The sequence below is a fragment of the Edaphobacter sp. genome (assembly GCF_028283685.1).
Lineage (GTDB): Bacteria > Acidobacteriota > Terriglobia > Terriglobales > Acidobacteriaceae > Edaphobacter.
The window spans coordinates 315955-338064 of record NZ_JAPWKF010000005.1; the positions used below are offsets into that span (position 1 = coordinate 315955).

A 22110-nucleotide genomic window follows, 5' to 3' on the forward strand; every position below is an offset into this window, starting at 1 on the left:
CGGTGGCTCGGCTGGACGATGCCTGGGTCAGACGGTGGTGGACGTGATCTGCACGAGCTTATCTTTGGGCGAGGTGCCGGGCAGGTGGTAGTCCTCGCGCGCCCATTTGCGTTCGATCTCGACGCCGTCCTGCGGTGTACGTTTGCCGAAGCGGAAGTTGCGGCGCGGCAGCGGGCTGGGGCCGGGCTCTTCGGGGAGGACGGTCATGCTGACGGCGGTTTCCTTGAAGGCCGGCGTGTGCGTGGCTCGGTCGGTGTGGCTGCTGGTGAGGCGGTTGACGGGCTCGGTGACGGTGTTGAGCGGCATGTAGAGCTGCCTGCCCTGCACGCGGTCGGAGACGAGCACCTTGATGCGCACACGGCCGTGGGCTGAGGTGAGCTGGACGGTGGTTCCGGTGACGATGCCGCGCTCGCGGGCGAGCTCGGGGGAGACTTCGACGAAGCTGTTCGGTGTGATGTCGCGGATGCCTTCGGTGCGATAGGTCATGGAGCCCTGCTCGAAGTGCTCGAGCAGGCGGCCGTTGTTGAGATGCAGGTCGAAGCGTTCGCTCTTCTCTTCGGAGGAAGGGATGTATTCGGTGGGATAGAAGCGTGCCTTGCCGTCGGGGAAGGGGAAGCCGTCGGTGAAGAGCAGCGGGGTGTCGGTGCCATCTGCGGCGACGGGCCACTGCAGGCTGTTGAACCCTTCGAGGCGGGAGTAATCGACGCCGGCGAAGAGCGGTGTCAGCGAGGCGGCCTCGGCCATGATCTCGGAGGGATGCGTGTAGTTCCACTTGCCGCCGAGGCGTTGTGCGATGAGCTGGATGATCTCCCAGTCGGGCCTAGAGTCGCCGAGCGGATCGAGTGCCTTGTAGATGCGCTGGACGCGGCGTTCGGTGCTGGTGAAGGTACCGTCTTTCTCCAGCGATGCGGCGGCGGGCAGTACGAGGTCGGCGTAGCGCGCGGTCTCGGAGAAGTTGATGTCCTGCACGATGAAGAAATCGAGCTGCGAGAGCGCCTTGGCCACGTAGTTGGCGTTGGAGTCGGAGGTGATGGTGTCTTCGCCCTTGATGTAGAGCGCTTTGAGCGAGCCATCGAGGATGGCGTCGATCATCTGGTGATTATCTTTGCCGGCGGCGGTGGGTAGCGAGACGCCCCATCCAGCTTCAAATTTGGCGCGAACGGATTCGTCGTCGACCTTCTGATAGCCGGGGAAGACGTTGGGCATGGAGCCGAAGTCGCTGGCGCCCTGCACGTTGTTGTGGCCGCGCAAGGGATAGGCTCCGGCGCCGGGGCGCATGTAGTTGCCGGTGAGCAGAAGGAGATTCGAGAGCGCCGTTGCAGTGTCGGAGCCTCCGCAGTGCTGCGTGACGCCCATGGCGAAGAGGATGCAGACGCCGTTGGCTGCAGCGATCTCATTGGCGACGGTGATGAGCGTCGCCTGCGGGATGCCGGTGATCTGTTCGGTGTACTCGAGGGTGAAGGGCTCGAGCGATGCCTTGAATTCGTCGAAGTGATTGACCCACTGCGCGATGAACCTGGGGTTGTGCAGGTTGTGGTCGAGGATGTACCTGGAGATGCCGTTGAGCCAGACGATATCGCTGGATGGATTGGGGCGGAAGAAGATGTCGGCGCGCTCGGCCATCTCGTGCTTGCGCAGATCGGCGACGATGAGGCGCTGGCCGCGGAACTTGTGCGAGCGCTTGACGCGGGTGCAGAGCACGGGATGGTTCTCGGCGGGGTTGCAGCCGATCATCAGGACGAGCCCGGCCTGTTCGATGTCGGAGATAGAGCCGGAGTCGCCGCCGTAGCCAACAGTCCGCTGCAGGCCCATGGTGGCGGGGTTCTGGCAGTAGCGGGCGCAGTTGTCGACGTTGTTGGTGCCGACGACGGCGCGGGCGAGCTTCTGCATCAGGTAGCTCTCTTCGTTGGTGCACTTGGAGGAGGCGATAAAGCCGAGGGCGTCGGGGCCGTGATCGCGCTTGATCTGAGAGAACTTTGTCTCGATGAGGTCGAGCGCCTCGGCCCATGAGATTTCGACGAAGGTATCGCCTTCGCGCTTGAGCGGCGAGGTGAGGCGGTCTTCGGCGTTGATGTGTCCCCAGGCGAACTTACCCTTGATGCAGGTGGAGATGCCGTTGGCGGGGCCGTGCGTGGGCTCGATCTTGAGGATATGGCGGTCGCGGGTCCAGACCTCGAAGGAGCAGCCGACGGCGCAGTAGGTGCAGACGGTCTTGGTGCGCCTGGTGCGGGCGTGGCGCATCTCGGCCTCCATCTCGGAGAGCGCGAGGATAGGGCCGTAGCCGATGGGTGGCTCGATGGCCTTGACGACGTCGATCATGTCGTCGAGGACCTTCGGCGGGATGTCGGTGAGGTAGCCAGCTTCGCCCAGCATCGATTTTTCCATCAGCGCGTTGCAGGGGCAGACCGTGACGCAATGGCCGCAGGAGACGCAGGAGGAGCCGTCGATCTTTTCGCCGCCGTCCCAGAGCACGCGGGGATGCTCGCTCTCCCATTGAATGCTGAGCGTCTCGTTGACCTGCACGTTCTGGCAGGCCTCGACGCAGCGGCCGCAGAGGATGCACTGGCCGGGATCGTAGCGATAGAAGGGGTTGGAGTGATCCTGCGGATAGGGCTTGGGCGTGTAGTGCCGCGACTGGTGCTTTACGTCGAGCACCGCCGTGGTGTTGTGTACGGTGCAGTTCTGATTGTTGTTGTCGCAGACGGTGCAGTAGAGCTGGTGGTTCTTGAGGATGCGGTCGAAGGCCTCGCGCTGCGCGATGTCGACGGTCTCCCCCGTGGTGACGACGTTCATACCTGTCGTGATGCGGGTGCCGCAGGCGCGGACGAGCTTGCCGTCGACCTGGACCATGCAGGTGTCGCAGCTCTCGATAGGCCCCATCTGCGGGACGTAGCAGACCTGTGGCAGGGGCTCTTGCTTGAGAGCTTCGCGGCGGGTATTGAGAAGGTCGATGAGCAGGCCGCCGGAGTGCGCCGGAACCCGCACGCCGTCTATGGTGATCTGCATGTTGGGGGAGGGATCGGCGGGCGTATTGAGCAGCGGGCGTGGGGAAGCCATATCTCTTTGATGCTCCGATGGCAGACGTTGTATCGCCTGGCTGAGAGTATATAGCCGCTTACCGGACACGGGCGGGCGGGGAGGCATACCCGAAAGAGTGAGTTGGCCTGAGCCGATCCGCCGGGTGGGAGCTAGTTGTCGGGGTTGCCGAAGCGCCGGTGGACGAGCTGCAGCGCCTCGGCCGCGGTGTGGATGGCGCCTTCGAGCTGAGCGTCTTCCGCGGCTTCGAGCATGCGTTTGAACTTTGGGCCGGGACGATAACCTGCGGCGATGAGCTCGCGGCCGGTGAGCAGGGGCGTGGGGTGGAATTCCTCGATGGGCACGGCTTCGTAGCGCTGTTTCGAGAAGTCGTAGAGGCTGAGGTCGCCGTGGGAGGAGAGGCAGTCCATGCGGTGCAGTGCGAGGTGCTCGTCGAAGCGCGGCAGGCGCAGGAAGCGCTTAAGCGTGGATTCGCGCATGTGCTTTACGTCGCCGAAGCGCATGTGATTTTTGACGAGTGCGACGATCTGGGCGATCTCCTCGTTGGAGAGGCGCAGGCGGGGCAGCAGGGTTTCGGCGATGCGGACGCCGACCTCGACGTGTCCGTTGAAGCGGATGCGATCGTTGGGGATGGCGGGGTCGGGTGCGCGGAAGGTTGCGGGCTTGCCGACGTCGTGCAGCAGCGCTCCCCAGGCGAGCGTGGGCGATGCGCCGGGGGGCAGGTTTTCGAGCAGCAGCATGGTGTGGAGGAAGACGTCGCCTTCGGGGTGATATTCGGGCGGCTGCTCGACGCCGTGGAGGCGCGTGATCTCGGGCAGGATGTGCGGCAGCAGGCCGAGCTCGTCGAGCAGCTCGAAGCCGCGCCGCGCCCCGCCCTCGGTGAGGATAAGGGTCAGCTCATCGCGGATGCGTTCGGTGCTGACGACGGTTACCTGCGAGGCCAGCTGGCTGATGGCCGCGGCGGTGCGAGGTTCGATGGCGAAGCCGAGGCGCGCGGCGAAGCGGACGGCGCGCAGCATGCGCAGCTTGTCTTCGGTGAAGCGCTGCAGCGGATCACCGATGGCGCGAATGAGGCGCGCGGCGAGGTCATCGCGTCCGCCGACGTAGTCGAGGGTTGCGGAGGCGACGTCGCCGGTGGTGTCGTAGAGGGCTGTATCGAGCAGCATGCCGTTGATGGTGAAGTCGCGGCGCAGCACATCCTCCTTCGGATCCGTCGCGAAACGCACGGCATCGGGGCGGCGGCCGTCGGTGTAGGCGCCGTCGTGGCGGAAGGTGGCGACCTCGGTGGAGCTGTCGTCGGACTCACGGATGAGGACGACGCCGAAGTGTGCGCCTACGGTCATCGCCTTTCTGTCGGGGAAGAGTCGGAGAACCTCGTCGGGTGTGGCGCTGGTGGCGACATCGTAGTCTTTGGGCGCGAGGCCGAGGAGGAGATCGCGCACGCAGCCGCCGGCGAGGTAGGCCTGGTGTCCGGCGTGGCGCAGCGTCCCGGCGATGTTGCGGGCGGCGGCGTAGCCGGGCGTGGCGTCGGGATGGGCTGACTCGTTCATCACCGTCCCCTATGATAAAGAGATGCGCTCTGCGGGCGAGACAAGCAGGAAGACAGGACTGATTCTCGGGATCGAGAGCTCGTGCGACGAGACGGCGGCGTCGGTGGTTCGCGGAGGCACGGAGGCGCTGTCGAACGTGGTGGCTTCGCAGATGAATCTACATGCGAACTACGGCGGCGTGGTGCCGGAGCTGGCCTCGCGTGAGCATCTGCGCAACATCGTTCCGGTGGTGCGCGAGGCGATGAGCCGCGCGGGCGTGGGCTTTGAGGATCTCGATGCGATTGCGGTGACGGAGGGGCCAGGGCTTGCGGGCGCCCTGCTGGTGGGCATTACGTATGCGAAGGCGCTGACGCTTGGATTTGAGAAGCCGTTGATCGGCGTGAATCATCTTGAGGGGCATATTCATGCGGTGCTGATGGAGGCTCGTCAGCGTGCGGAGCAGCCGATGGAGCTGCCGTTGCTGGCGCTGGTCGTCTCGGGGGGCCACACGCATCTTTACCTCGGGGAGCAGAGGGATCTCGCAGAGCAGAGGGGCGAGGGAGCTTGGCGCTATCGCAATGTGGGTCGCACGGTGGATGATGCTGCGGGCGAGGCGTACGACAAGGTGGCGAAGCTGCTGGGGTTGGGATATCCCGGCGGACCGTGGATCGATGCGCTGGCGAAGCGCGGCAATCCGCAGGCGGTACCGTTTCGTTTTGCGCAGATCAAGCCGCGCGTGAGTCGCGACGGCGTGGAGCCGAAGAACAAGAAGGCTCCGCCGAGGACCGAGGGGCCGAGCTTCGATTTCTCCTTCAGCGGCATCAAGACGGCGGTGCTGCGCTATATCGAGACGCATGGGATGAGGGAGGCCGTGGCGGCGCGGCGGGCCAGGCTGGCGGAGCATCCGGAGTGGACGCCGGGGTCGGAGGAGGCGGCTGCGCTTTGCGATCAGCAAACGCTTGACCTGATTGCTTCGTTTCAGTACGCCGTGGTGGGGAACCTGCTGCGCCAGAGCTTTGCTGCCGCGGAGACGTTTGGCGCGCGAGGAATCGTGGTTTCGGGCGGTGTGGCCGCCAATAGCGAGCTGCGTCAGCGGTTCCGGGCGGAGGCCGACCGGCGCGGGTTGGCGGTGGCGTTTCCGTCGCTGGCGCTCTCGACCGACAATGCGGCGATGATTGCGGCGGCGGCGTGGCAGAAGCTGGTGATGGGCGACTTTGCCGATGACGGTCTGGGGCCAGCGCCACAACTGCGGCTGGGCGGGGTTTAGGCTTACCCCGGCAGCGGCTGGTGGGTTCGGGTAAATCCGATAAAATAAGCAGGATCGATTATTTCGCGAGAGGTCTGCACCGCGCTACGTGCTCGGCTGCGGCGGGACAAGAGCGCACGTGGCAACGATGGAACTCTTTAATACCCTGGGTGGCAAGGTTGAGACGCTGGAACCGGTCGGCGCTCCCGAGCTGCGAATGTACTGCTGCGGGCCGACGGTCTACGACTACGGCCACATCGGCAACTTCCGCACCTTCCTGCATGTCGACGTGCTGCGCCGCTTTCTGCAGCAGATCGGCATCCCGGTGAAGTACGTGATGAACATCACGGACGTGGACGACAAGATCATTCGCAACGCCGCTGCCGCGGGCAAGCCGATCGCCGAGTACACGGAGAAGTACGAGAAGGCATTCTTTGAGGACTCCGATGCGCTGGGCATCGAAAAGTCGGAGATCGTCGCACATGCCACAAGCGCGATTCCCGAGATGGTGGAACTGATCGAGAAGCTGGCTGCGCGGGACATCGCGTACAAGGCCGAGGACGGCAGCTGGTACTTCCGCATCGATCGTTTTCCGGAGTACGGCAAGCTTTCGCGCAAGGACTTCGAAGGCATTGAAGACGGAGCGCGCGTCGATATCGACGAGTACGAGAAGGACGCGGCGCGCGACTTTGCGTTGTGGAAGGCCTGCAAGCCGGGCGAGCAGAGCTGGACGACGGAGCTGGGCTGCGGCCGTCCGGGCTGGCACATCGAGTGCTCGGCGATGGCGATGAAGTTTCTGGGAGATTCGATCGATCTGCACTGCGGTGGCGAGGACCTGATGTTTCCGCACCACGAGAACGAGATCGCGCAGTCGGAGTCGGCGACGGGCAAGCCGTTTGCGCGGCACTGGATGCATGTGCGTTTTCTGCTGGTGGAAGGCCGCAAGATGTCGAAGTCGGAGGGAAACTTTTACACGCTGCGCGACCTGCTGTTGAAGGGCTATCGCGCATCGGCGATTCGTTTTCTGCTGATCTCGGTGCCGTATCGCCACCAGATGAACTTCACCTTCGAGTCGCTAAAGGAATCGACGAATGCGATTGAGCGGCTGCGCACGTTTCATCAGCGGATGCTGAAGGGAGCGTGGCCGGAGACAGTGGCGCAGAGGCCGGGCGAGATCGCCGACAACCTGACACAGCAGATCGGCGAGGCGCGTCTGAAGTACACGGAGGCGCTGGCCAACGATCTGAACACCGCAGAGGCGCGTGCGGCGATCTTCGACATGGTGCGCGTGGCGAACAGCTCGGCGGATGCGGGCACGCTGACGAAGAAGGATGTCGATGCGGTGCTCGAGGTGCTGAATCTGTTCGACGGTGTCTTCGCGGTGCTGAAGGACAACGATGCGGAGATTACGCGTGCTGCGCTGGCGTGGGCGGAGGCGGAAGGCAGATCGGGCGAGATCGCTCCCGAGCTGCTGACAAACTTCGCGTTTACCGATGCAGACATCGATGCGCTGGTGGCGGAGCGGACGCAGGCCAAGAAGACGCGCAACTTTGCACGCGCGGATGCGATCCGCAACGAGCTGATGGCGAAGGGCGTGCTGATCGAAGATTCGAAGGACGGCGTTCGCTGGCGGCGTAAGTAGTTCTTTAGCTGGCGTCGCAGGTTACGCAGTCCTCCATCGGAGGTGTCTTCGTTGCTGGAACGGTTCGCAATGAAAGATTCATCAGCGCGAGGCCAGCGATGACGATGAGCACGCCGAGGTAGGCTGTCCAGAGAATGGGCTCGTGAGCAACGTAGCCCCAGAAGAGTCCCCAGACGGGCAACAGATACGTGACTGCGACGACGTGTGTGGATGAGATGCGGCTGAGCAGATCGTAGTAGAGCAAATAGGCGATGCCGCTGCCTGCAAAACCCAGGGCGATGGCCGAGACGATGGAACTGGGGTGGATCTCCGTCGGATGCGGGCCGAAGAGCGCGACGGGGAGAATCATTAACCATGCGAGCGATAGCTGCGTCGTGGCCAGACCGATGGGGTCAAGACCTTGCAGCCGGCTCTTTGCGATGACGGTCGCAATGGCATAGCCGAGACTGCCGATGGCGATGAACAGTACGCCGAGATAGAACTGCACGGAGGAAGCTGTATTGTGCGCTGCGCCTTCGTGGCTAAGCACAACAATGACAACTCCGGCGAAGCCGAGCAGGACACCCGCGATGGTGGCGCGAGCGGGGCGCATACTCTGCACGGCGAATGACAGCAGCAGCGCACATATCGGTGTTGTCGCGTTAAGCACGGCGGCGATGCCGCTTGGAACCGTGCGTTCGCCAAGCGCAAAGAGGCAGAACGGGATCGCGTTATTGAACAGCGCCACGAGCAGGAGCGGCACGATCATCCTGCGGGGTGGAAGGGTTCGGCGACGAAGCAACAGCACCGCCCAGAGAAGCGCTCCCCCGAAGGTAAGCCGCAGCAGCGCGACCCAGGCTGGAGGAAAGCTGTGACCGGTGATCTCGATGAGGATGAACGAAGCTCCCCAGACGGCGGAGAGAAACAGTAGTTCGGCGATGTCGCGACGAGTCATGATTGATCTTCCCCGGAGTGCCGTTGGCCGACACACGTTGTACTGACTGTCATTCCGATTTGCTGAATTTGGATGAAGGCGGGGGAGGCAGGATGCGGCATTTTTTGCCGGCTCGGCATTTTGTGACGGATGGGTGAGTTGGGCTACACTTACGCCCGCACTCCGCAGGGGGTGTCGTGATTGTCAAAAAAGCCGCGCAGCAAGCGCCATGGTCGTCAGAATTCGGCGCAGGAGGAACAACAATGAAGAAGTATCTCTTGCTCACAGTATGGGTTCTAGGACTCGGCAGTATGCAGCCCACATTCCTGATGGCGGCGCCGTTCGCTTATCAGGCAGCCGATCAGACGCCGCCTCCGCCGGAGAAGGTGGTGGAGATGATGAGCAGCAAGCTGTCGCTGAGCGATGATCAGAAGACGCAAATCACGCCGATCATCGCCGACCGGCAACAGAAGATGATGGCGCTGAAGGGCGATACGTCGATGCGCAAGATGAAGAAGGCGCGCGAGGCGAAGTCGATCATGGACGACAGCGATAAGAAGATCGAGGCCGTGCTGAACGACGATCAGAAGAAGAAGTACGCCGAGATAAAGGAAGAGATGAAAGAGAAGATGAAGGAACAGCGGGAGAACGCCCAGTAAGTTCAGGCGCTCTGCTTGCCGTTCCCTCCTACTTCATGATTTCTCTGGTTTAGAGATGCGTGGTTCCGCATGATGCGGCGTTGCGGCATGGCGGACAGCTGCGGCAGAAGCTGCGGTTGGCGAGGTGTGCGGCGATCAGCATGAGCGAGCCGGGAATGCTGATTGCAAGTTCCAATCGGTGGGGAAGGGTTTCGCCGCGCCATGCGACGACAGCAACGAGGGCGATGCCGGTTGCGACGAGCGCGAGCAGCGATCTGCGGCGGTGGAGGCGATAGCCGGGAAGAAAGGCGAGCGTGCTTACCAGCAGGATAGAGATGGCGAGGGCGCGATGAAAGCTGGCGTCGCCGGGAAGCCACTGCAGGAGCGCCGGAAAGGCGCTGATCAGCAGCGGAGTGAGCAGGCAGTGGATCATGCAGAGGCCGGAGGCAAGGACGCCCGCATGATCGGCGTGGCGGCGCAGATGCGCCAGCGAAGAAGAGGCAAGAGTGTGCATCGAGAGGTGTCCTGGGTGTGTTGAAGGAACGCGTCGAAGGGCGCAGACGATGCTGCGCCCTTCGACGTGTTGCGGTGCGGTCTTAGAAGCTGTAGCTGAGCTCTCCGGTGATCGAGCGCGGTGTGACGTAGTGCGTGCCCGAGAAGGTGGAGAGGAAGTTGTACAGCGCGACCTTGTTGGTGAGGTTGACTGCTGTGAGGCGCAGGCCGACCTTACGCTTGTCGCCGTGGAAGAGGTTGTCCTCACCCAATGCGAGATCGAAGAGGTTACGCGGCTTGACGCGGGGTGGATTGTGGTCGTCGTTGCTGGTGCCGGGAGTCGGGATGTTGAGCAGCGACGAGCTGAGCTGGGATGCTGCGCAGAGGTCGGGCAGTGCGCTGGTCGGTGTCGCCTTGACGCCGCCGCAGGAGAGCCCGGCCTGGAACTGCTGATCGGCCGTCAGGCTGGAGAGGTTGACCGCCGGCGCACCGTTCAGCGTCAGCGGGTTGCCGTTGGCGTCGAAGGAGTAGTCCGAGCATCCGGTGTTGGGGTCGGTCGTGTTGTAGCAGGGCGTAGCACCGGCGACGAGGCCGCTGTCGAAGCGCCAGTTGAAGCCCAGCCAGGCAGATTTACGGAAGGGCAGGGCGTACTGCAGATGTGCGCTCTCGTTGAAACGCTCGTCGTGGTCGATGCGGAAGGGATAGTTGGAGCCGGGAGTGCCGGGTGTCGTGCCGACGCCGCCGACCTGCGGGTTGTAGAAGCGTGCGGCGACCGAGGACATGACGACGAAGCCGCTGATGCCGTGCGTTTCGGGAACGCTGGCACGCAGCATCCATCCGGGGATCTTGGAGTTCTTCCACTCGATGGGGAAGGTAATGGGCGTAGCGCCGAAGACGGAGAAGTCGTAGGCATTGTGCGTGTACTTCCAGATGTACTCGGCGCTGATGACGAGGTGCTTGCTGAAGGCCTGCTGGAAGCCGGCGTGGAACTCGTTGCGGAAGCCGGGGTTGAAGGGTGCGGGAACGCAGCTGCCCAGCGTCTCGAAGATGCCCTGGATGACGGGGTCGTAGCAGCCGTTGGTGGAGAGCACGAGGTTCTCGTTGAACGGGGTCTCCTGCGCACGAGAGTAGGAGGCGCGCAGCACAGTGTTGGTCTGCTTGATGTTGTAGGAGATGCCGACGCGGGGCTCTGCCTGACGCTGGATGGCGAGGCCGTTGTAGAAGTCGCCGCGGATACCGAGGTTCAACAGCCAGGGACCCTTGGTGATCTGGTCCTGCGCATAGAGCGCGAGCTGCTTGATGGCAGCCTGCCCATGCCAGGCGTAGTTGCTTCCGCCGCGGGTGATGTCGTGCGGCAGCAGGACGGGATTGAACGCGGCGTTCGCTGTGAGGCCCGCCGTGGCGCACTGCGCGGGATCGGTGTAGCCGCTCACGCCATCGCCGTCGGCGTCGACGCAGGGAGCGTTGAGGGACGCATCCACAAGGCCGGTGTCGAGGTTTTCGCGAAGATAGGTCTGCTGATACATGCCGCCGATCTTCACGTTGTGGATGCCCTTGGCCCAGGTGATATCGCTATGCACGCCGGCGTTGGTCAGGGTGCGGTACTGCTGCACCGTCTCCTGCTGAATGGGGCCGAGGTCGGCGAGAGGGTTGTTGCTGGGGATGTAGTTGTAGGCGTCGCGGCGAATGTAGGCGCCGAAGTTGAGCACGCTGTACTGGTTTAGCGTATGCGTCCAGGTGGGTGCGATGTTGAAGGTCTCGATCTTGGAGCGCTGATCGGTGGGACCGACGGGGTTGCCATACTGGTCGGAGACGTTCATGGTGTCGAAGGCGTTCGGCGTCTGGAACCATGAGCGGGTGTACTGCAGGTTGGTGTGCAGCGAATTGGCGTCGTTGAACTGGAAGTCGACGCGATCGAAGATGTTCTGCTGATTGCCCTTGTCGTGCAGCGTCTGAAACTCCGGGCCATCGAGGAAGCGGCCAGAGTTCATGCCGCTGACTGCGACGAAGTTGCCCCAGTTCTGTCCACCGTAGGCGAGCGTGCCGTCGATCGACGTGGTGCCGAAGGTCCCGTAATCGAAGGAGATGTTGCCGTGCGGTGTGGTGACGCCCTGACCGGAGCGCGTGGTGGCCTTGATGATGAGGCTGGTCTTATCGCCGTACTCCGCCGTGGGAGCGCCGCCGATGACCTCGAGCGATTGCAGGGCGTCGGAGGGAATCTGGTTGGAGAAGACCTTGCTCTGCTGGTCGGTGATGGGCTGACCGTCGATAGAGAAGGAGTTCTCAGCGTGATCGCCGAGGCCGTGGAAGAGACCGTTGGAGTCGGCGGCGACGCCTGGAGAAGAGAGTGTAACGATGGAGCTGAGCGAGGATGACTGGCTCTCCAGCGGCATCCGGTCCATGGTGGAGCGATCGACGTCGGTGTGGAAGGTGGAGTCGTTCTCGATGAGGTCGGAGCCGGTCTCGACGGTGACGGTCTGCGACGATTCGATGATGTTGAGCTGAACCGTATTCACGATTGGGACCGGCGACCTGACGTCAATGATCTTGGTGTTGCTGGCGAAGCCCGCATCTGTGACGACGAGGTGGTAGGGATTGAAGGGGATGTTGTAGAAGTGGTACTGCCCGGTGGCGTCCGTCTTGACGGTGCGGATGTAGCCGGTGACATGGTTGCTGAGTTCTACGGTGGCACCGGGAATGACGGCGGCGGAGGGATCGGTCACGGTGCCGGAGATGGTGCCGGAGCTGCTCTGAAAGGCGTGAGCGAAGGGCAGAACGAAGACGAAGAGAAACAGGGAGAGAAAAAGCCGTTGGGCGACGGACTGGCGCATAGGGAAACTCCTGTCGAGCTCAATGAGCATCGGTGCTTACAACAAGTGCGGTGCAAGGGTGCACGGCATGACAGGCAGAGCTTTGCTTCAGTGTGAGACCGAATGAAAAGACTTCTTTGCCTGCAGGGACTTTAGATGGAGTCCTGTGCAGGTGGCGGCCGGCTGGCCATCTCGAACCGCCAGCGGAAGATCCGCTCGGCCTCGACGGCGACCGAATCGAGTCTCTGGATCGAGAGCGTTGGCTCGGGGGTGAAGTGCTGGGGCGCCGCAAGCGCGGAGTGCATCGCCACGCAGAGCGGGCAGTGATCGTCCGGCGAGGGGCCGTTGTGCTTTGGATTCTGCTGCTTGAGCGCGGAGAACTCGGCGTGGGTGTGTGCCACCTGCGCCGTGCTCATGACGGTCACCACCAGGACACAGACCAGCGCCAGTACCCGCAGCCACATGGGGCGGTTCTCGCGAAGGCCGAGTTGGAGGACCTGTTTCATGAAAGCGCTTCTCTCCTGTTTAGCATAGCTCGTGCGTGAGGGCCAAACCTGCGATTCCAGGTGGGGGCCCCGGAAACGTCAAAAAGAGGGGCGCGGAAGGCTACACTGTCAGGGCTATGGGTAAGACGGGTGAGGCGCAAAGAAAGTTTTCTGTTTTTTTTCTGATGCTGACTGGCTGGCTGGCATTTTCGGCTGCAGTGGTCATGGCGCAGCAGAAGCCGTTGGTCCCGGCCGATGACTCCGCCCCGCATCGTACCCGACTGATTCTGAAGGACGGAACCTACCAGCTGGTGATGAGCTACCGGATCGTGGGCGATCGCGTGCGCTATGTCTCGGCGGAGCGCGGAGGCTCCGAGGAGGAGATTCCGTCTGCGCTGGTGGACTTCGATGCCACCAAGCGCTGGGAGCGCGATCATGCCAGGAGCAGCGATGCCGAAGGGCAGGCTGCAGCCCCGATCGACCCGGAGCTGCTGAAGGAAGAAGCGGACCGTGCCGCGCTGACCCCGGAGGTCGCGCCGGACCTGCGCCTGCCGGATCTCGACAACATGGTGGTGCTCGACACCTACCGCGATCAGCCGCAGCTGGTGCCGCTGCCGCAGTCGGAGGGGGAGCTGAACCACAATACGGCGCACAACATTGTGAAGGCGATGATCAATCCGCTCTCCAGCTCGCACCAGCTGGTGCAGCTGAAGGGCGAGAAGTCGATGGTGCAGCTGCACGTCGATCAGCCTGCTATTTACATCCGTATCGGCCAGCCGGTGGCGGGGTTCGACGGCAGCAGGCCGATGACGGTGGATACGCATGGCGCCTCGGCGGAGATGGACGAGAAGCATCCGCTGGACCCGACGGCCAGTCGCTATGTGATCGTTCGCGCCGATGTACGGACGGGGGCGAGGGTGGTGGCGTCGTTCAAGATCAGCGCGCTGGGAACGGCGAGCCGGGATGAGGATGTCATTGAGACCACGAGGGAGATGCTGCCGGGAGGCCACTGGATGAAGCTGACGCCGAAGCAGTCGCTGCTTTTCGGCGAGTATGCGTTGATGGAGGTCCTGTCGGACCGCGAGGTGAATCTCGGGGTATGGGACTTCGGGGTGCATCCCACGGCGGGGCAGAACCGCGATGCGATTCTGCCGCAGCCGAAGCGGCCGTTTGCGCTGAATCCGCGTTGACGATCTGTGTCGGAAGCTAACGAGAGCGATTGCCGGCGGCCATCGGCGCTTTTTCCAGCAGGACGCCATGACCGGCGACGGCAACGTTGTCGCGCGTGACCTTGGCCTCGTACATCATCGAATCGGCGGAGCGCAGGATCAGCTGAATGGTGTTGCCATCCTCGGGAAAGGTGGCAACGCCGAAGCTGCCGGAGAGCCTGAGAGCGAGGCCCGCGCCTTCAAGCATGGGCGTACTCCTGAGGGTCTCGTGCAGGCGAAGCGTGGCGTCGATCGCCTGGGTCTTGCGCATGCCGGGCAGCAGCGCGACGAACTCGTCACCGCCGTAGCGGAAGGCCGCCGTGCCGGGACCAAGAGAGCGCTTCATCAGGTTGCCGACCTCGGCCAGCAGGCGTGTCCCGATGAGATGGCCGTGGGTGTCGTTCACGTTCTTGAAGCGATCGAGATCCATGAAGAGCAGGCTGAACGGATCACTCTTGGTGACCTCCTGCTCCAAAAGAGTGTAGAGATGGCGCGCGTTGAAGAGGCCGGTCGCATCGTCGGTGATGGTGAGCTGCTGGATGAGTGTCATCGAGCGCGCGTTTTGGATCGCGATCGCGGCGTAGTCGCAGAGGATGCGCAGGAACGTGATCGAGTACTCCGACATCAGATCGAGCTTGCTGTTCATCAGCTGGATCACGCCGAGGGTCTTATCGCCGGAGCGTACAGGCACGCAGGCGATGGACTGGATGTTCAGCTCGGGATGCCTGGCGGAGAAGGCCGCCCACTGAGGATCGAGCTTGACGTCGGGAACGACGAGGGGATTGCCGGTGGAGGCGACCCAGCCGGCGACGCCCTCTCCCATGGGAACGCGCAGGCCGCGCAGGGTGTCAGCGTTCTCTCCAATGGCGATGGCGTAGTAGAGCTCAGATTTTTTCTCATCGACCAGCAACATGGACCAGCGCTCGGGGCCGAAGAACTGCGCCATCTTGTTCATGATGGTGCTGAGGATGTCTTCCAGTTCAAGGCTCGCGGTGAGAGCACGCGCAACGTCGTGGAACACCCGCAGGTGATCCATTTGACGGCCTTCAATGACTTCGAACTGTCTTCGGTCTTTCAAGCACAGAACCTCAGGGCTGGAAGAGATGGGGAGATCTCAAAAAGTATGACGAATATCGAAACGTTCTATTTTTATGATCTGCGTGCCGGTTGTGAATGATGGCCTGTCATCCACCGATATGAACCATGCTTCGGGATGGCTTTTGGAATCCAGCCTCGCCGATATGATGACGCGCTTCCTTGCGTATGACAATACTACGGATGTACGACCGCAGAGCCTCTTCTGTTCCACCATTTCGCAGGCGGGCATACAGATTGTGATCGGTCTGGGAAAAGAGGCAGGTGCGAACCTTTCCGTCGGACGTCAGACGGATGCGGCTGCAGTGGCCGCAGAAGGGCCGTGAAACCGGCGCAATGATGCCGATCTCGCCCTTGCCGTCGTCGAAGGTGAACCGGCGCGCGGTTTCGCTGGGGGAGTTGGCGGGGAGTTCGACCAGCGGCCGCCAGGCATTCAAACGGCTGACCAGTTCGTCCATCGGGACGACGGTTTCGGGCTTCCAGCTGCGGTCTTCTTCGAGCGGCATGAACTCGATAAAGCGAACGATAACACCCTCGGTACGCGAGAACTCAGCGAACTGTTCGATCTGGTGATCGTTGAAGCCTCGCAGCAGAACGCAGTTCACTTTGACGGGGCCGAGTCCAACCTGCTGCGCACGGCGGATGCCCGCGACGACGCGATCGAAGCTGCGCGGAACCCGCGTGATGGCCGAAAATGTCTCGGAATCAACGGCATCCATGCTGACGGTGACGCGGTTGAGTCCGGCATCTTTGAGCGGCTGGGCGAGGCCTTCGAGAAGGTGTCCATTTGTGGTCAGTGCGATGTCCAAGGGCAAGCCAACGTTTGTTGAATTCCCTTCAGCGTCGTAGGCCGTGTGTATCCGAGAAAGCTCCTGCACCATCTCGACCAGGCCGTGGCGCAGCAGTGGTTCTCCGCCGGTGAGCCTGACTTTCTCGATGCCTAATGAGACGAAGGTGCGGATCATGCGCAGGTAGTCTTCGATGGGAAGCTCGGTGTACTGCGCACCTTCGTTGCCGGTGCGGCAGTAGACGCACTTGTAGTTGCAGCGATCCGTGATGGAGACGCGGAGATCGGTGATGACACGACCGAAGCTGTCGCGCAGACGCGACGGAGAGGCGTCCTGCGCGAGCTCAGGCTCTGCGGGGCCGTCTGGTGCCGTCACGATGGGAAAGGTGGCTGCCATTCAGTCTGTTAGATGCAGTGGGAGCCCATTCGTTACGGCCAAACAGGCTGGACCCTCTACGGAACAGTATGCGTCTCTCCAGCAGCGAAAGATAGCCCCTGGAACTGGCTGCGCGCATGCTTCGCACATCGTCGTGCTGCGGCGCTGGCCCCTAGCTCTTTGCGGCCTGAATAGCCTTGGTGAGTGCGGGCACGATCTCGAAGAGGTCGCCTACGATGCCGTAGTCCGCCACCTCGAAGATGGGGGCGTTCTCGTCCTTGTTGATGGCGATGACGGTCTTCGCTCCCTTCATGCCGACGAGGTGTTGAATCGCGCCGGAGATGCCGACGGCGAGATAGAGCTTGGGCGAGACGGTCTGGCCGGAGCTGCCGACCTGCCGCTCCATGGGCAGCCAGCCGTTGTCGCAGATGGGACGAGAGGCGGCCAGCTCGGCGCCGAGCGCAGTGGCCAGCTCCTCGACGACGGGGAGGTTGTCCTGCTCGCCGATGCCCCGGCCGACGGAGACGATGAGCGGAGCGGCGGTGAGGTCGACGGTCTGCGCGGATTCACGGAAGCGCTCGCCGGGTTTGTTGCGGATGGTGGAACTTTCGAGCGCCGGTGCGAACGCTTCCATCGACATGCTGCCGCCGGACGATGCTTCTGCACGGAACGAGCCGGCCTGTACGGAGACGAAGCATGGGCCTGTGCTGCTGTGGCGATAGTCCGCGTTCAGCTTGCCCTGCAACAGCTGGCGCACGAAGACAGGGCCATCGTGGATGGCGATGACGTCGCTGATGAGCACCTGCCCGAAGCGGGTGGCGAGTGCGGGGGCGAAGTCGCGCACCTGGTAGGTGTGTGGGAAGAGAACGTAGCCCGGTTGAAGCTTGCGGATCAGCTGCTCGAGCGCCGTGACGAAGCCGTCGGAGGTGTAGTCCTTCAGCAGGGAATCTTCGACGGCGTAGACGGTCTTCGGCTGCGTGTCGCTCTGCCAGGGAAGCGACTGGACGGCATCGCCAACGATGGCGGCGGTGCACTCGAGGCCGAGCTTTGCGGCAAGATCGAGACCGGCGGCGAGAGCCTCGAAGCTCATGCGGTTCCATGTGCCGCTGCGCTGCTCCATGACGACAAGAACTCCACTCATAACGCCCTCACTTCGAACTTCAGTTTTTCGACGACCCTGGCCGCGATCTCGTCCGGTGAGCCGGTGAGCATCTCGGTCTTCTTCTGTTTTTCGGGTAAGTAGACACGCTCGAGCGTGATCGCCGGAGCAGTGGGCGGTGTGGTGGGAGAGACGGTCTTCAACTCTTTCGTCTTCGCTTTCTTGATACCCATCAGTGTGGCGTAACGCAGTTTGTTGCCGCCGGACTGGATGGTGAGCAGCGCGGGCAGAGGCATCTCGACGTGCTGAAACCAGCCATCTTCGAGCTCACGCTTCACCTTGAGGCCTGCGCCTGTGGGCTCGACCTGCATGATGATGGTGGCGTGCGGTATGGCGAGCAGCTCGGCGAGGACGACGCCGGTCTGGCCGAGGCCGAGATCGTCGGACTGCAGGCCGGTGAGGATGAGGTCGGGCGACTCGGCCTTGATGGCCTCGGCGAGGATGCTGGCCACGCCGAGTGTGTCGAGCGACTGAAGATCGTCGGCCTCGATGCGGATGGCGCGGTCGGCGCCTTTGGCCAGTGCTTCGCGCAGCGTGCTTTCGACGCGCTCCGGCCCGGCGCAGACGACGATGACCTCGCCGCTGCCGGTCTTTTCCTTGAGCTGCAGCGCCTCTTCCAGCGCGTAAGCGTCGGGCTCGTTGATGGTGTAACTGAGGTCGCCCTCTTCGATCCATCGGCCGTCGGCGGCGATGCGGATGGGCGCATCGCGCTCCGGGACCTGCTTGATGGCTACGACGATCTTCACTGTGTTCCTCCCATTGGATCGGGTGATGCGGGAATGGCTCTTGCGGTGAGCTGCGCGATATCGAGCAGCTGCGGTGGCGTATCGCTGATGGCGCTCAGGGCGTCGCGAAACATCGTATTGCAGAACGGGCAGGCTGTCCCGACGACCTTGGCGCCGGTGGCTGCAAGCTCTTTGGCGCGGACGTGGCTGACGCGCTCGCCGGGCTCTTCGCCGAGGAAGGCGAGGCCTCCACCGGCACCGCAGCAGAAGCTGCGCTCGTGCGAACGCGGCGCCTCGACCAGCGTGCCTGCCTGAGCGATGACGGCGCGAGGCTCGTCGTAGATCTCCTGATAGCGGCCGAGGTAGCAGGGGTCGTGGTAGACGATGCTTTCGCCTGCCTGCTGCGGCAGATGATCGCGATGGCGTGCCATGAACTCGGAGTGATGCTCGATGACGGGAGCGATGCCGTACTCTCTCCAGTCGTTGGCGATGGTGCGCACGCAATGCGGACAGATGGCGACGATCTTCTGCACCTTCGCGGTCTCGAAGGCCTTGAGGCCGCTTTCGGCGAGCGTCTGGAAGACGAGATCGTTGCCCAGGCGGCGCGCGGGATCTCCGGTGCATTTTTCTTTCTTCAGCACGCCGAAGGTGGTGCCGAGGTGACGCATGACGCGGGCGAAGTCGGCGATGATCTCGCGGCCGCGGGGGTCGTAGCCGCCCATGCAGCCCAGCCACAGGCAGTACTCCTGGGTGCCGTCGAAGAGGGGGAACTGCTGCTTCTGAATAAACTTGTCGCGCTCCATGGCGCTGAGGCCGAGGGCGTTGCCGCTCTTCTCGAGCGCGAGGAAGAGCTTGGTGCCGTAGGTGTCCTCCCATGCGCCGGTGTTGGTCGCGCCGCGGCGCAGGCCGACGATGATGGGCACGTGCTGCACGCCGACGGGACACTGGAACTCGCAGCTGCCGCAGGTGGTGCAGGCGAAGGCGGCCTCCATGCTGAGCAGCTGCTGGTGGGCATCGGCGGGGGCAGTGTCACGAGCTTCGGCGAGCAGCGGTGTCTCCGATGCCGGGCCCAGCTCGTTGAGATAGCTGCGCAGGCCGAGGACGATCTCTTTCGGGTTGAGAAGCTTGCCTGTCGTGGCGGCAGGGCAGTGCTCGGTGCAGCGGCCGCACTCGACGCAGCTGTAGGTCTGCAGCGAGATGAGTTGCGTGATGTCCTTGCCGGCGACCAGGCCGAAGTCCTCATCGCCTGCGAGCGGAGGGATCTTCGCGAAGCCATCGCGTTTGAGGAAGACGGTCAGCGGGCTGAGCACCAGGTGCAGGTGCTTGGTGTGCGGGATCAGCGGCAGAAAGATGAGCAGCGAAAGGGTGTGCATCCACCACAGGAGGTTGACGCCTGTGCTGCCCTTATCGACGAAGAAGGCGCCGAGGTAGGTGACCATCAGCAGGAAGATGAGGAAGGCAATGAAGCCGGACTCGTAGGAGAGCTTCTCTCCCAGCCATACCGGGCGCATGAAGAAGCGCCGGATGAAGAGTCCTGCGATGGAGACGGCCACCAGCACGGCCCATGCCGCGGCGAAGAGGAAGTAGAAGCTGCCGAGCCGGCCTTGCGGATCAAGAAATCCGAGCCTGACGCCGGAGGCAAGATGATTCAGGCTGACCAGCGCAAAGGCGAGGAAGCCCCAGAAGACGAAGGCATGCGCCAGGCCAGGGAGCGGTCTCTGCCGGATAACCCTGGACTGGCAGAGGACCTCGGAGACGAAAGCCCATACCCGGCGGCCGATGGGGCGCAGGGAGAAGTCCGCGTCGGGGCGGGAGCGCAGGATGTTGCGAAGGATGGGGGCGAAGCGCCAGAAGAAGAGTCCCGCGGAGAGCAGGACGCAGAGGACCAGCAGGACTGATTCAGCTGAAGAGAAGCCCGCAGGTTCAGCCAGCGTGGCAGAGTAATGAATTCCTGTTGTGTCGGGAAGAAGCGTCGTGGCGGGGATGCCACGGACCGGGATCACCACTCGAAGCGCGCCTGCCAGCATCCGACCCTGTCCGCGAGGATGCTTTTGAGGGCATCATCGCTTTCGAATCATGTACCGGGGCTCTTCGAGTGGGATCCAGCGGCCAGCGCGTAGCTAGTAGCTGATGAACTCGGTAAGACCCCGGCGCAGACGCACACCGCTTGTGAGAAACGTCACCGCGAGGATGCCGGTGATGAGGTCCCAATAAACCATGGGATGGGCCCAGCCCGGCGAATACGTAAAGTCCTGTCCCGACCAGACCGTCAGCCCAGTGCTGATGATGAGGCACTGAAAGCCAATAACCAGAAACAGCTGGCCGCGACGGCGGCGGCGATCCAGGGCTTCGACCTCGTCGGGGGTCAGATTACGTTCTTCGATGGGCAGCAGCGTGTTCGCCATGATTCTTCAATTCTCCCTGCGGATCTTGCGGTTCGAAGGTTATGCCGACGGTGAAAGTCGGACTTCGTACTTATTAAACCATAGCCTTCTGTTTCATACCGATATCCGGTCACCGCAGGGCGAAAGTAACGGTCTTCGTCCAGCGGGCGAAAGCATAACTGAATGTCCATTCATTCGTAAAGCAGGCGATGATACTTTTCTCGCCACCGTGAAATGAGGAGCTTTAGGGCTGGCTAGATGAAGGCGACCGACTGGATACCGGCGACTTCGAAGCGCTTGCGGCAGCGCACGTTCTTGCAGCCGACCATGTCGTCGCGGCGGACCATGTAGCTCTGCGCCTTGGCAAAGCGGGCGCGGTCCCGTTCGTCGGCTCCGCGGGGAACCTGGGACTTCTTACGGCGTACGATCCAGCCGAGCTCATACTCGCCCTGCTGGCCGCAGTGTGGGCAGGTCATGTTGTGGGTACGCTGTTCGGGCCGTTCGTCAAAAAAATCGCGTTCTTCCATCTCTGCACCTCTACCGGATGAGGCCGGGCTGGTCATCTGCCACATCCCTTGTACCGTCTGGCGGTTACCAGACGCTGCGATCAAAGTATTGCATAATCGCAAAGGGCTTCGCAGCGTGTGCCGAGCCTCCGGACAGCATATGAGCAAGGCGAAGAAGAAGGTGTTTTCGGCGGTGAAGGCAATCAAATCGAATGCGCGGGAGCGCGTCGGTGCGCCTCCGCCGGAGCGCGTTCTACCTGACCCGAAACAGAAGCAGGCCGAAAAGCCAAGGCACAAGAAGACGCTTGCCGACCTGCTTGCCAACCGAGGAGAAGAGGCATGACCGGATTTCGCAGCAGCATGATGACCGTGGCGCTCGCCCTGACGTCGATCGCCGGGGCCGCGCAGACCATCCAGGTGAATAAAGACAACCGCACCATCGCGATTACCGCGACCGACAAGGTGACGGCCATCGCGGACCAGGCGACGCTGAACATCGGTTTCATTGCCTATGGCCGCGACAGCAACACGGCGTACGCCAACGGCTCGCGGGTTTCGAATGCCATCGTCAAGGCGCTGACCGCAGCCGGTGTGCCGAAGGAGACGATTCAGAGCCAGAATCAGCAGGTCTCGCCGGTGCAGCCCTACCAGCTGGAGAAGCTGACCGAGGCACAGAAGGCTGAGCGCCAGTTCCAGGTAACGCAGAGCTGGACGGTGAAGACGGAGGCCAACGAGGCGGCGAAGCTGCTGGATGTAGCGGTGAAGGCGGGCGCCAACCAATCCGGGCAGATCGAATGGGGCTTCAAGGATGACAACGCTCCCGATGCCGAGGCGGCTGCCAAGGCGATCAAACGCGCGCGCGGACAGGCCGAGCTGATGGCCTCAAGCCTTGGAGCAAAACTTGGCTCTCTGCTTTATGCGAGCAATGAGGCTCAGCCCAGCGGCCCGCGTCCGATGATGCGGAGCATGGCTATGGCGAGCGTGCCGATGGACAAGGTTGAGCCGCTGGCGATCAATCCGCGTGAGATCGAACGTTCTGCGACCGTTTACGCTGTCTTTGCCATCGAATAACCATCGTC

At 62.7% G+C, this 22110-nt stretch carries 19 protein-coding genes; 6 read left to right on the top strand and 13 right to left on the bottom strand.

Translation table 11 applies throughout. The annotated features are described in order from the left end of the window. Window positions 1–27: 27 nt before the first annotated feature. Together fdhF and PW789_RS08440 are read right to left on the bottom strand one after the other, a co-directional pair. Window positions 28–3057, bottom strand: a complete 3030-nt coding sequence (gene fdhF, locus PW789_RS08435; RefSeq protein ID WP_299374278.1) for a formate dehydrogenase subunit alpha — start codon at window positions 3055–3057, stop codon at window positions 28–30. 131 nt (window positions 3058–3188) lie between these two features. Next, the gene (locus PW789_RS08440) at window positions 3189–4586 is read right to left on the bottom strand and encodes a CCA tRNA nucleotidyltransferase (protein ID WP_299374281.1); all 1398 of its coding nucleotides are present in this window, start codon (window positions 4584–4586) and stop codon (window positions 3189–3191) included. A 22-nt stretch (window positions 4587–4608) separates the two neighbouring features. Between PW789_RS08440 and tsaD the strand changes: the two genes are divergently transcribed. Both tsaD and cysS read left to right on the top strand, forming a co-directional pair. Then, on the top strand, window positions 4609–5832 hold the full coding sequence (gene tsaD, locus PW789_RS08445; protein WP_299374284.1) for a tRNA (adenosine(37)-N6)-threonylcarbamoyltransferase complex transferase subunit TsaD: 1224 nt from the start codon (window positions 4609–4611) through the stop codon (window positions 5830–5832). Window positions 5833–5959: 127 nt separating this feature from the next. Further along, the gene (gene cysS, locus PW789_RS08450) at window positions 5960–7453 is read left to right on the top strand and encodes a cysteine--tRNA ligase (RefSeq protein ID WP_299374403.1); all 1494 of its coding nucleotides are present in this window, start codon (window positions 5960–5962) and stop codon (window positions 7451–7453) included. Between the two features lie 4 nt (window positions 7454–7457). Here the strand turns inward: cysS and PW789_RS08455 are convergent, their stop codons facing one another. Then, window positions 7458–8387, bottom strand: a complete 930-nt coding sequence (locus PW789_RS08455; protein WP_299374287.1) for a DMT family transporter — start codon at window positions 8385–8387, stop codon at window positions 7458–7460. A 242-nt stretch (window positions 8388–8629) separates the two neighbouring features. On the opposite strand from PW789_RS08455, the gene PW789_RS08460 reads away from it, so the two are divergent. After that, entirely contained in the window at window positions 8630–9025 is a 396-nt protein-coding gene (locus tag PW789_RS08460; RefSeq protein WP_299374290.1) for a hypothetical protein, read from the top strand. A 49-nt stretch (window positions 9026–9074) separates the two neighbouring features. Here the strand turns inward: PW789_RS08460 and PW789_RS08465 are convergent, their stop codons facing one another. From PW789_RS08465 to PW789_RS08475, 3 genes are all read right to left on the bottom strand, one after another. Next, window positions 9075–9518, bottom strand: a complete 444-nt coding sequence (locus PW789_RS08465; protein WP_299374293.1) for a MerC domain-containing protein — start codon at window positions 9516–9518, stop codon at window positions 9075–9077. An 82-nt stretch (window positions 9519–9600) separates the two neighbouring features. Further along, complete coding sequence (locus PW789_RS08470; protein ID WP_299374296.1) at window positions 9601–12327, bottom strand: TonB-dependent receptor; 2727 nt, start codon at window positions 12325–12327, stop codon at window positions 9601–9603. Between the two features lie 131 nt (window positions 12328–12458). Further along, the gene (locus tag PW789_RS08475; protein ID WP_299374299.1) at window positions 12459–12812 is read right to left on the bottom strand and encodes a hypothetical protein; all 354 of its coding nucleotides are present in this window, start codon (window positions 12810–12812) and stop codon (window positions 12459–12461) included. 203 nt (window positions 12813–13015) lie between these two features. Here PW789_RS08475 and PW789_RS08480 point away from each other — a divergent pair, with 203 nt between their 5' ends. Continuing rightward, window positions 13016–13981, top strand: a complete 966-nt coding sequence (locus PW789_RS08480; RefSeq protein ID WP_299374302.1) for a hypothetical protein — start codon at window positions 13016–13018, stop codon at window positions 13979–13981. A 16-nt stretch (window positions 13982–13997) separates the two neighbouring features. Here PW789_RS08480 and PW789_RS08485 read toward each other — a convergent pair whose 3' ends face one another. From PW789_RS08485 to PW789_RS08515, 7 genes are all read right to left on the bottom strand, one after another. Then, entirely contained in the window at window positions 13998–15077 is a 1080-nt protein-coding gene (locus PW789_RS08485; protein WP_299374305.1) for a sensor domain-containing diguanylate cyclase, read from the bottom strand. 106 nt (window positions 15078–15183) lie between these two features. Then, entirely contained in the window at window positions 15184–16278 is a 1095-nt protein-coding gene (gene moaA / locus PW789_RS08490; protein ID WP_299374308.1) for a GTP 3',8-cyclase MoaA, read from the bottom strand. Window positions 16279–16429: 151 nt separating this feature from the next. Beyond that, complete coding sequence (locus PW789_RS08495) at window positions 16430–17398, bottom strand: electron transfer flavoprotein subunit alpha/FixB family protein (protein WP_299374311.1); 969 nt, start codon at window positions 17396–17398, stop codon at window positions 16430–16432. Continuing rightward, complete coding sequence (locus tag PW789_RS08500; RefSeq protein ID WP_299374314.1) at window positions 17395–18162, bottom strand: electron transfer flavoprotein subunit beta/FixA family protein; 768 nt, start codon at window positions 18160–18162, stop codon at window positions 17395–17397. Before PW789_RS08500 ends, PW789_RS08495 begins: the two co-directional genes overlap by 4 nt. Beyond that, window positions 18159–20168: a (Fe-S)-binding protein gene (locus PW789_RS08505; RefSeq protein ID WP_299374318.1), complete on the bottom strand. Its 2010-nt coding sequence runs from the start codon at window positions 20166–20168 to the stop codon at window positions 18159–18161. Before PW789_RS08505 ends, PW789_RS08500 begins: the two co-directional genes overlap by 4 nt. 93 nt (window positions 20169–20261) lie before the next feature. Further along, window positions 20262–20546, bottom strand: coding sequence for a hypothetical protein (locus PW789_RS08510; protein ID WP_299374321.1), 285 nt, complete (start codon window positions 20544–20546; stop codon window positions 20262–20264). Window positions 20547–20779: 233 nt separating this feature from the next. Continuing rightward, window positions 20780–21052 (bottom strand): hypothetical protein, encoded by a 273-nt coding sequence (locus PW789_RS08515; protein ID WP_299374406.1) that lies wholly within the window; start codon window positions 21050–21052, stop codon window positions 20780–20782. A gap of 139 nt (window positions 21053–21191) precedes the next feature. Between PW789_RS08515 and PW789_RS08520 the strand changes: the two genes are divergently transcribed. Continuing rightward, window positions 21192–21374 carry a hypothetical protein gene (locus PW789_RS08520; protein ID WP_299374323.1) on the top strand — a complete coding sequence of 61 codons (183 nt, stop codon included), beginning with the start codon at window positions 21192–21194 and terminating at the stop codon, window positions 21372–21374. Continuing rightward, entirely contained in the window at window positions 21371–22102 is a 732-nt protein-coding gene (locus tag PW789_RS08525; protein ID WP_299374326.1) for an SIMPL domain-containing protein, read from the top strand. Before PW789_RS08520 ends, PW789_RS08525 begins: the two co-directional genes overlap by 4 nt. The last annotated feature ends 8 nt before the right edge of the window (window positions 22103–22110 follow it).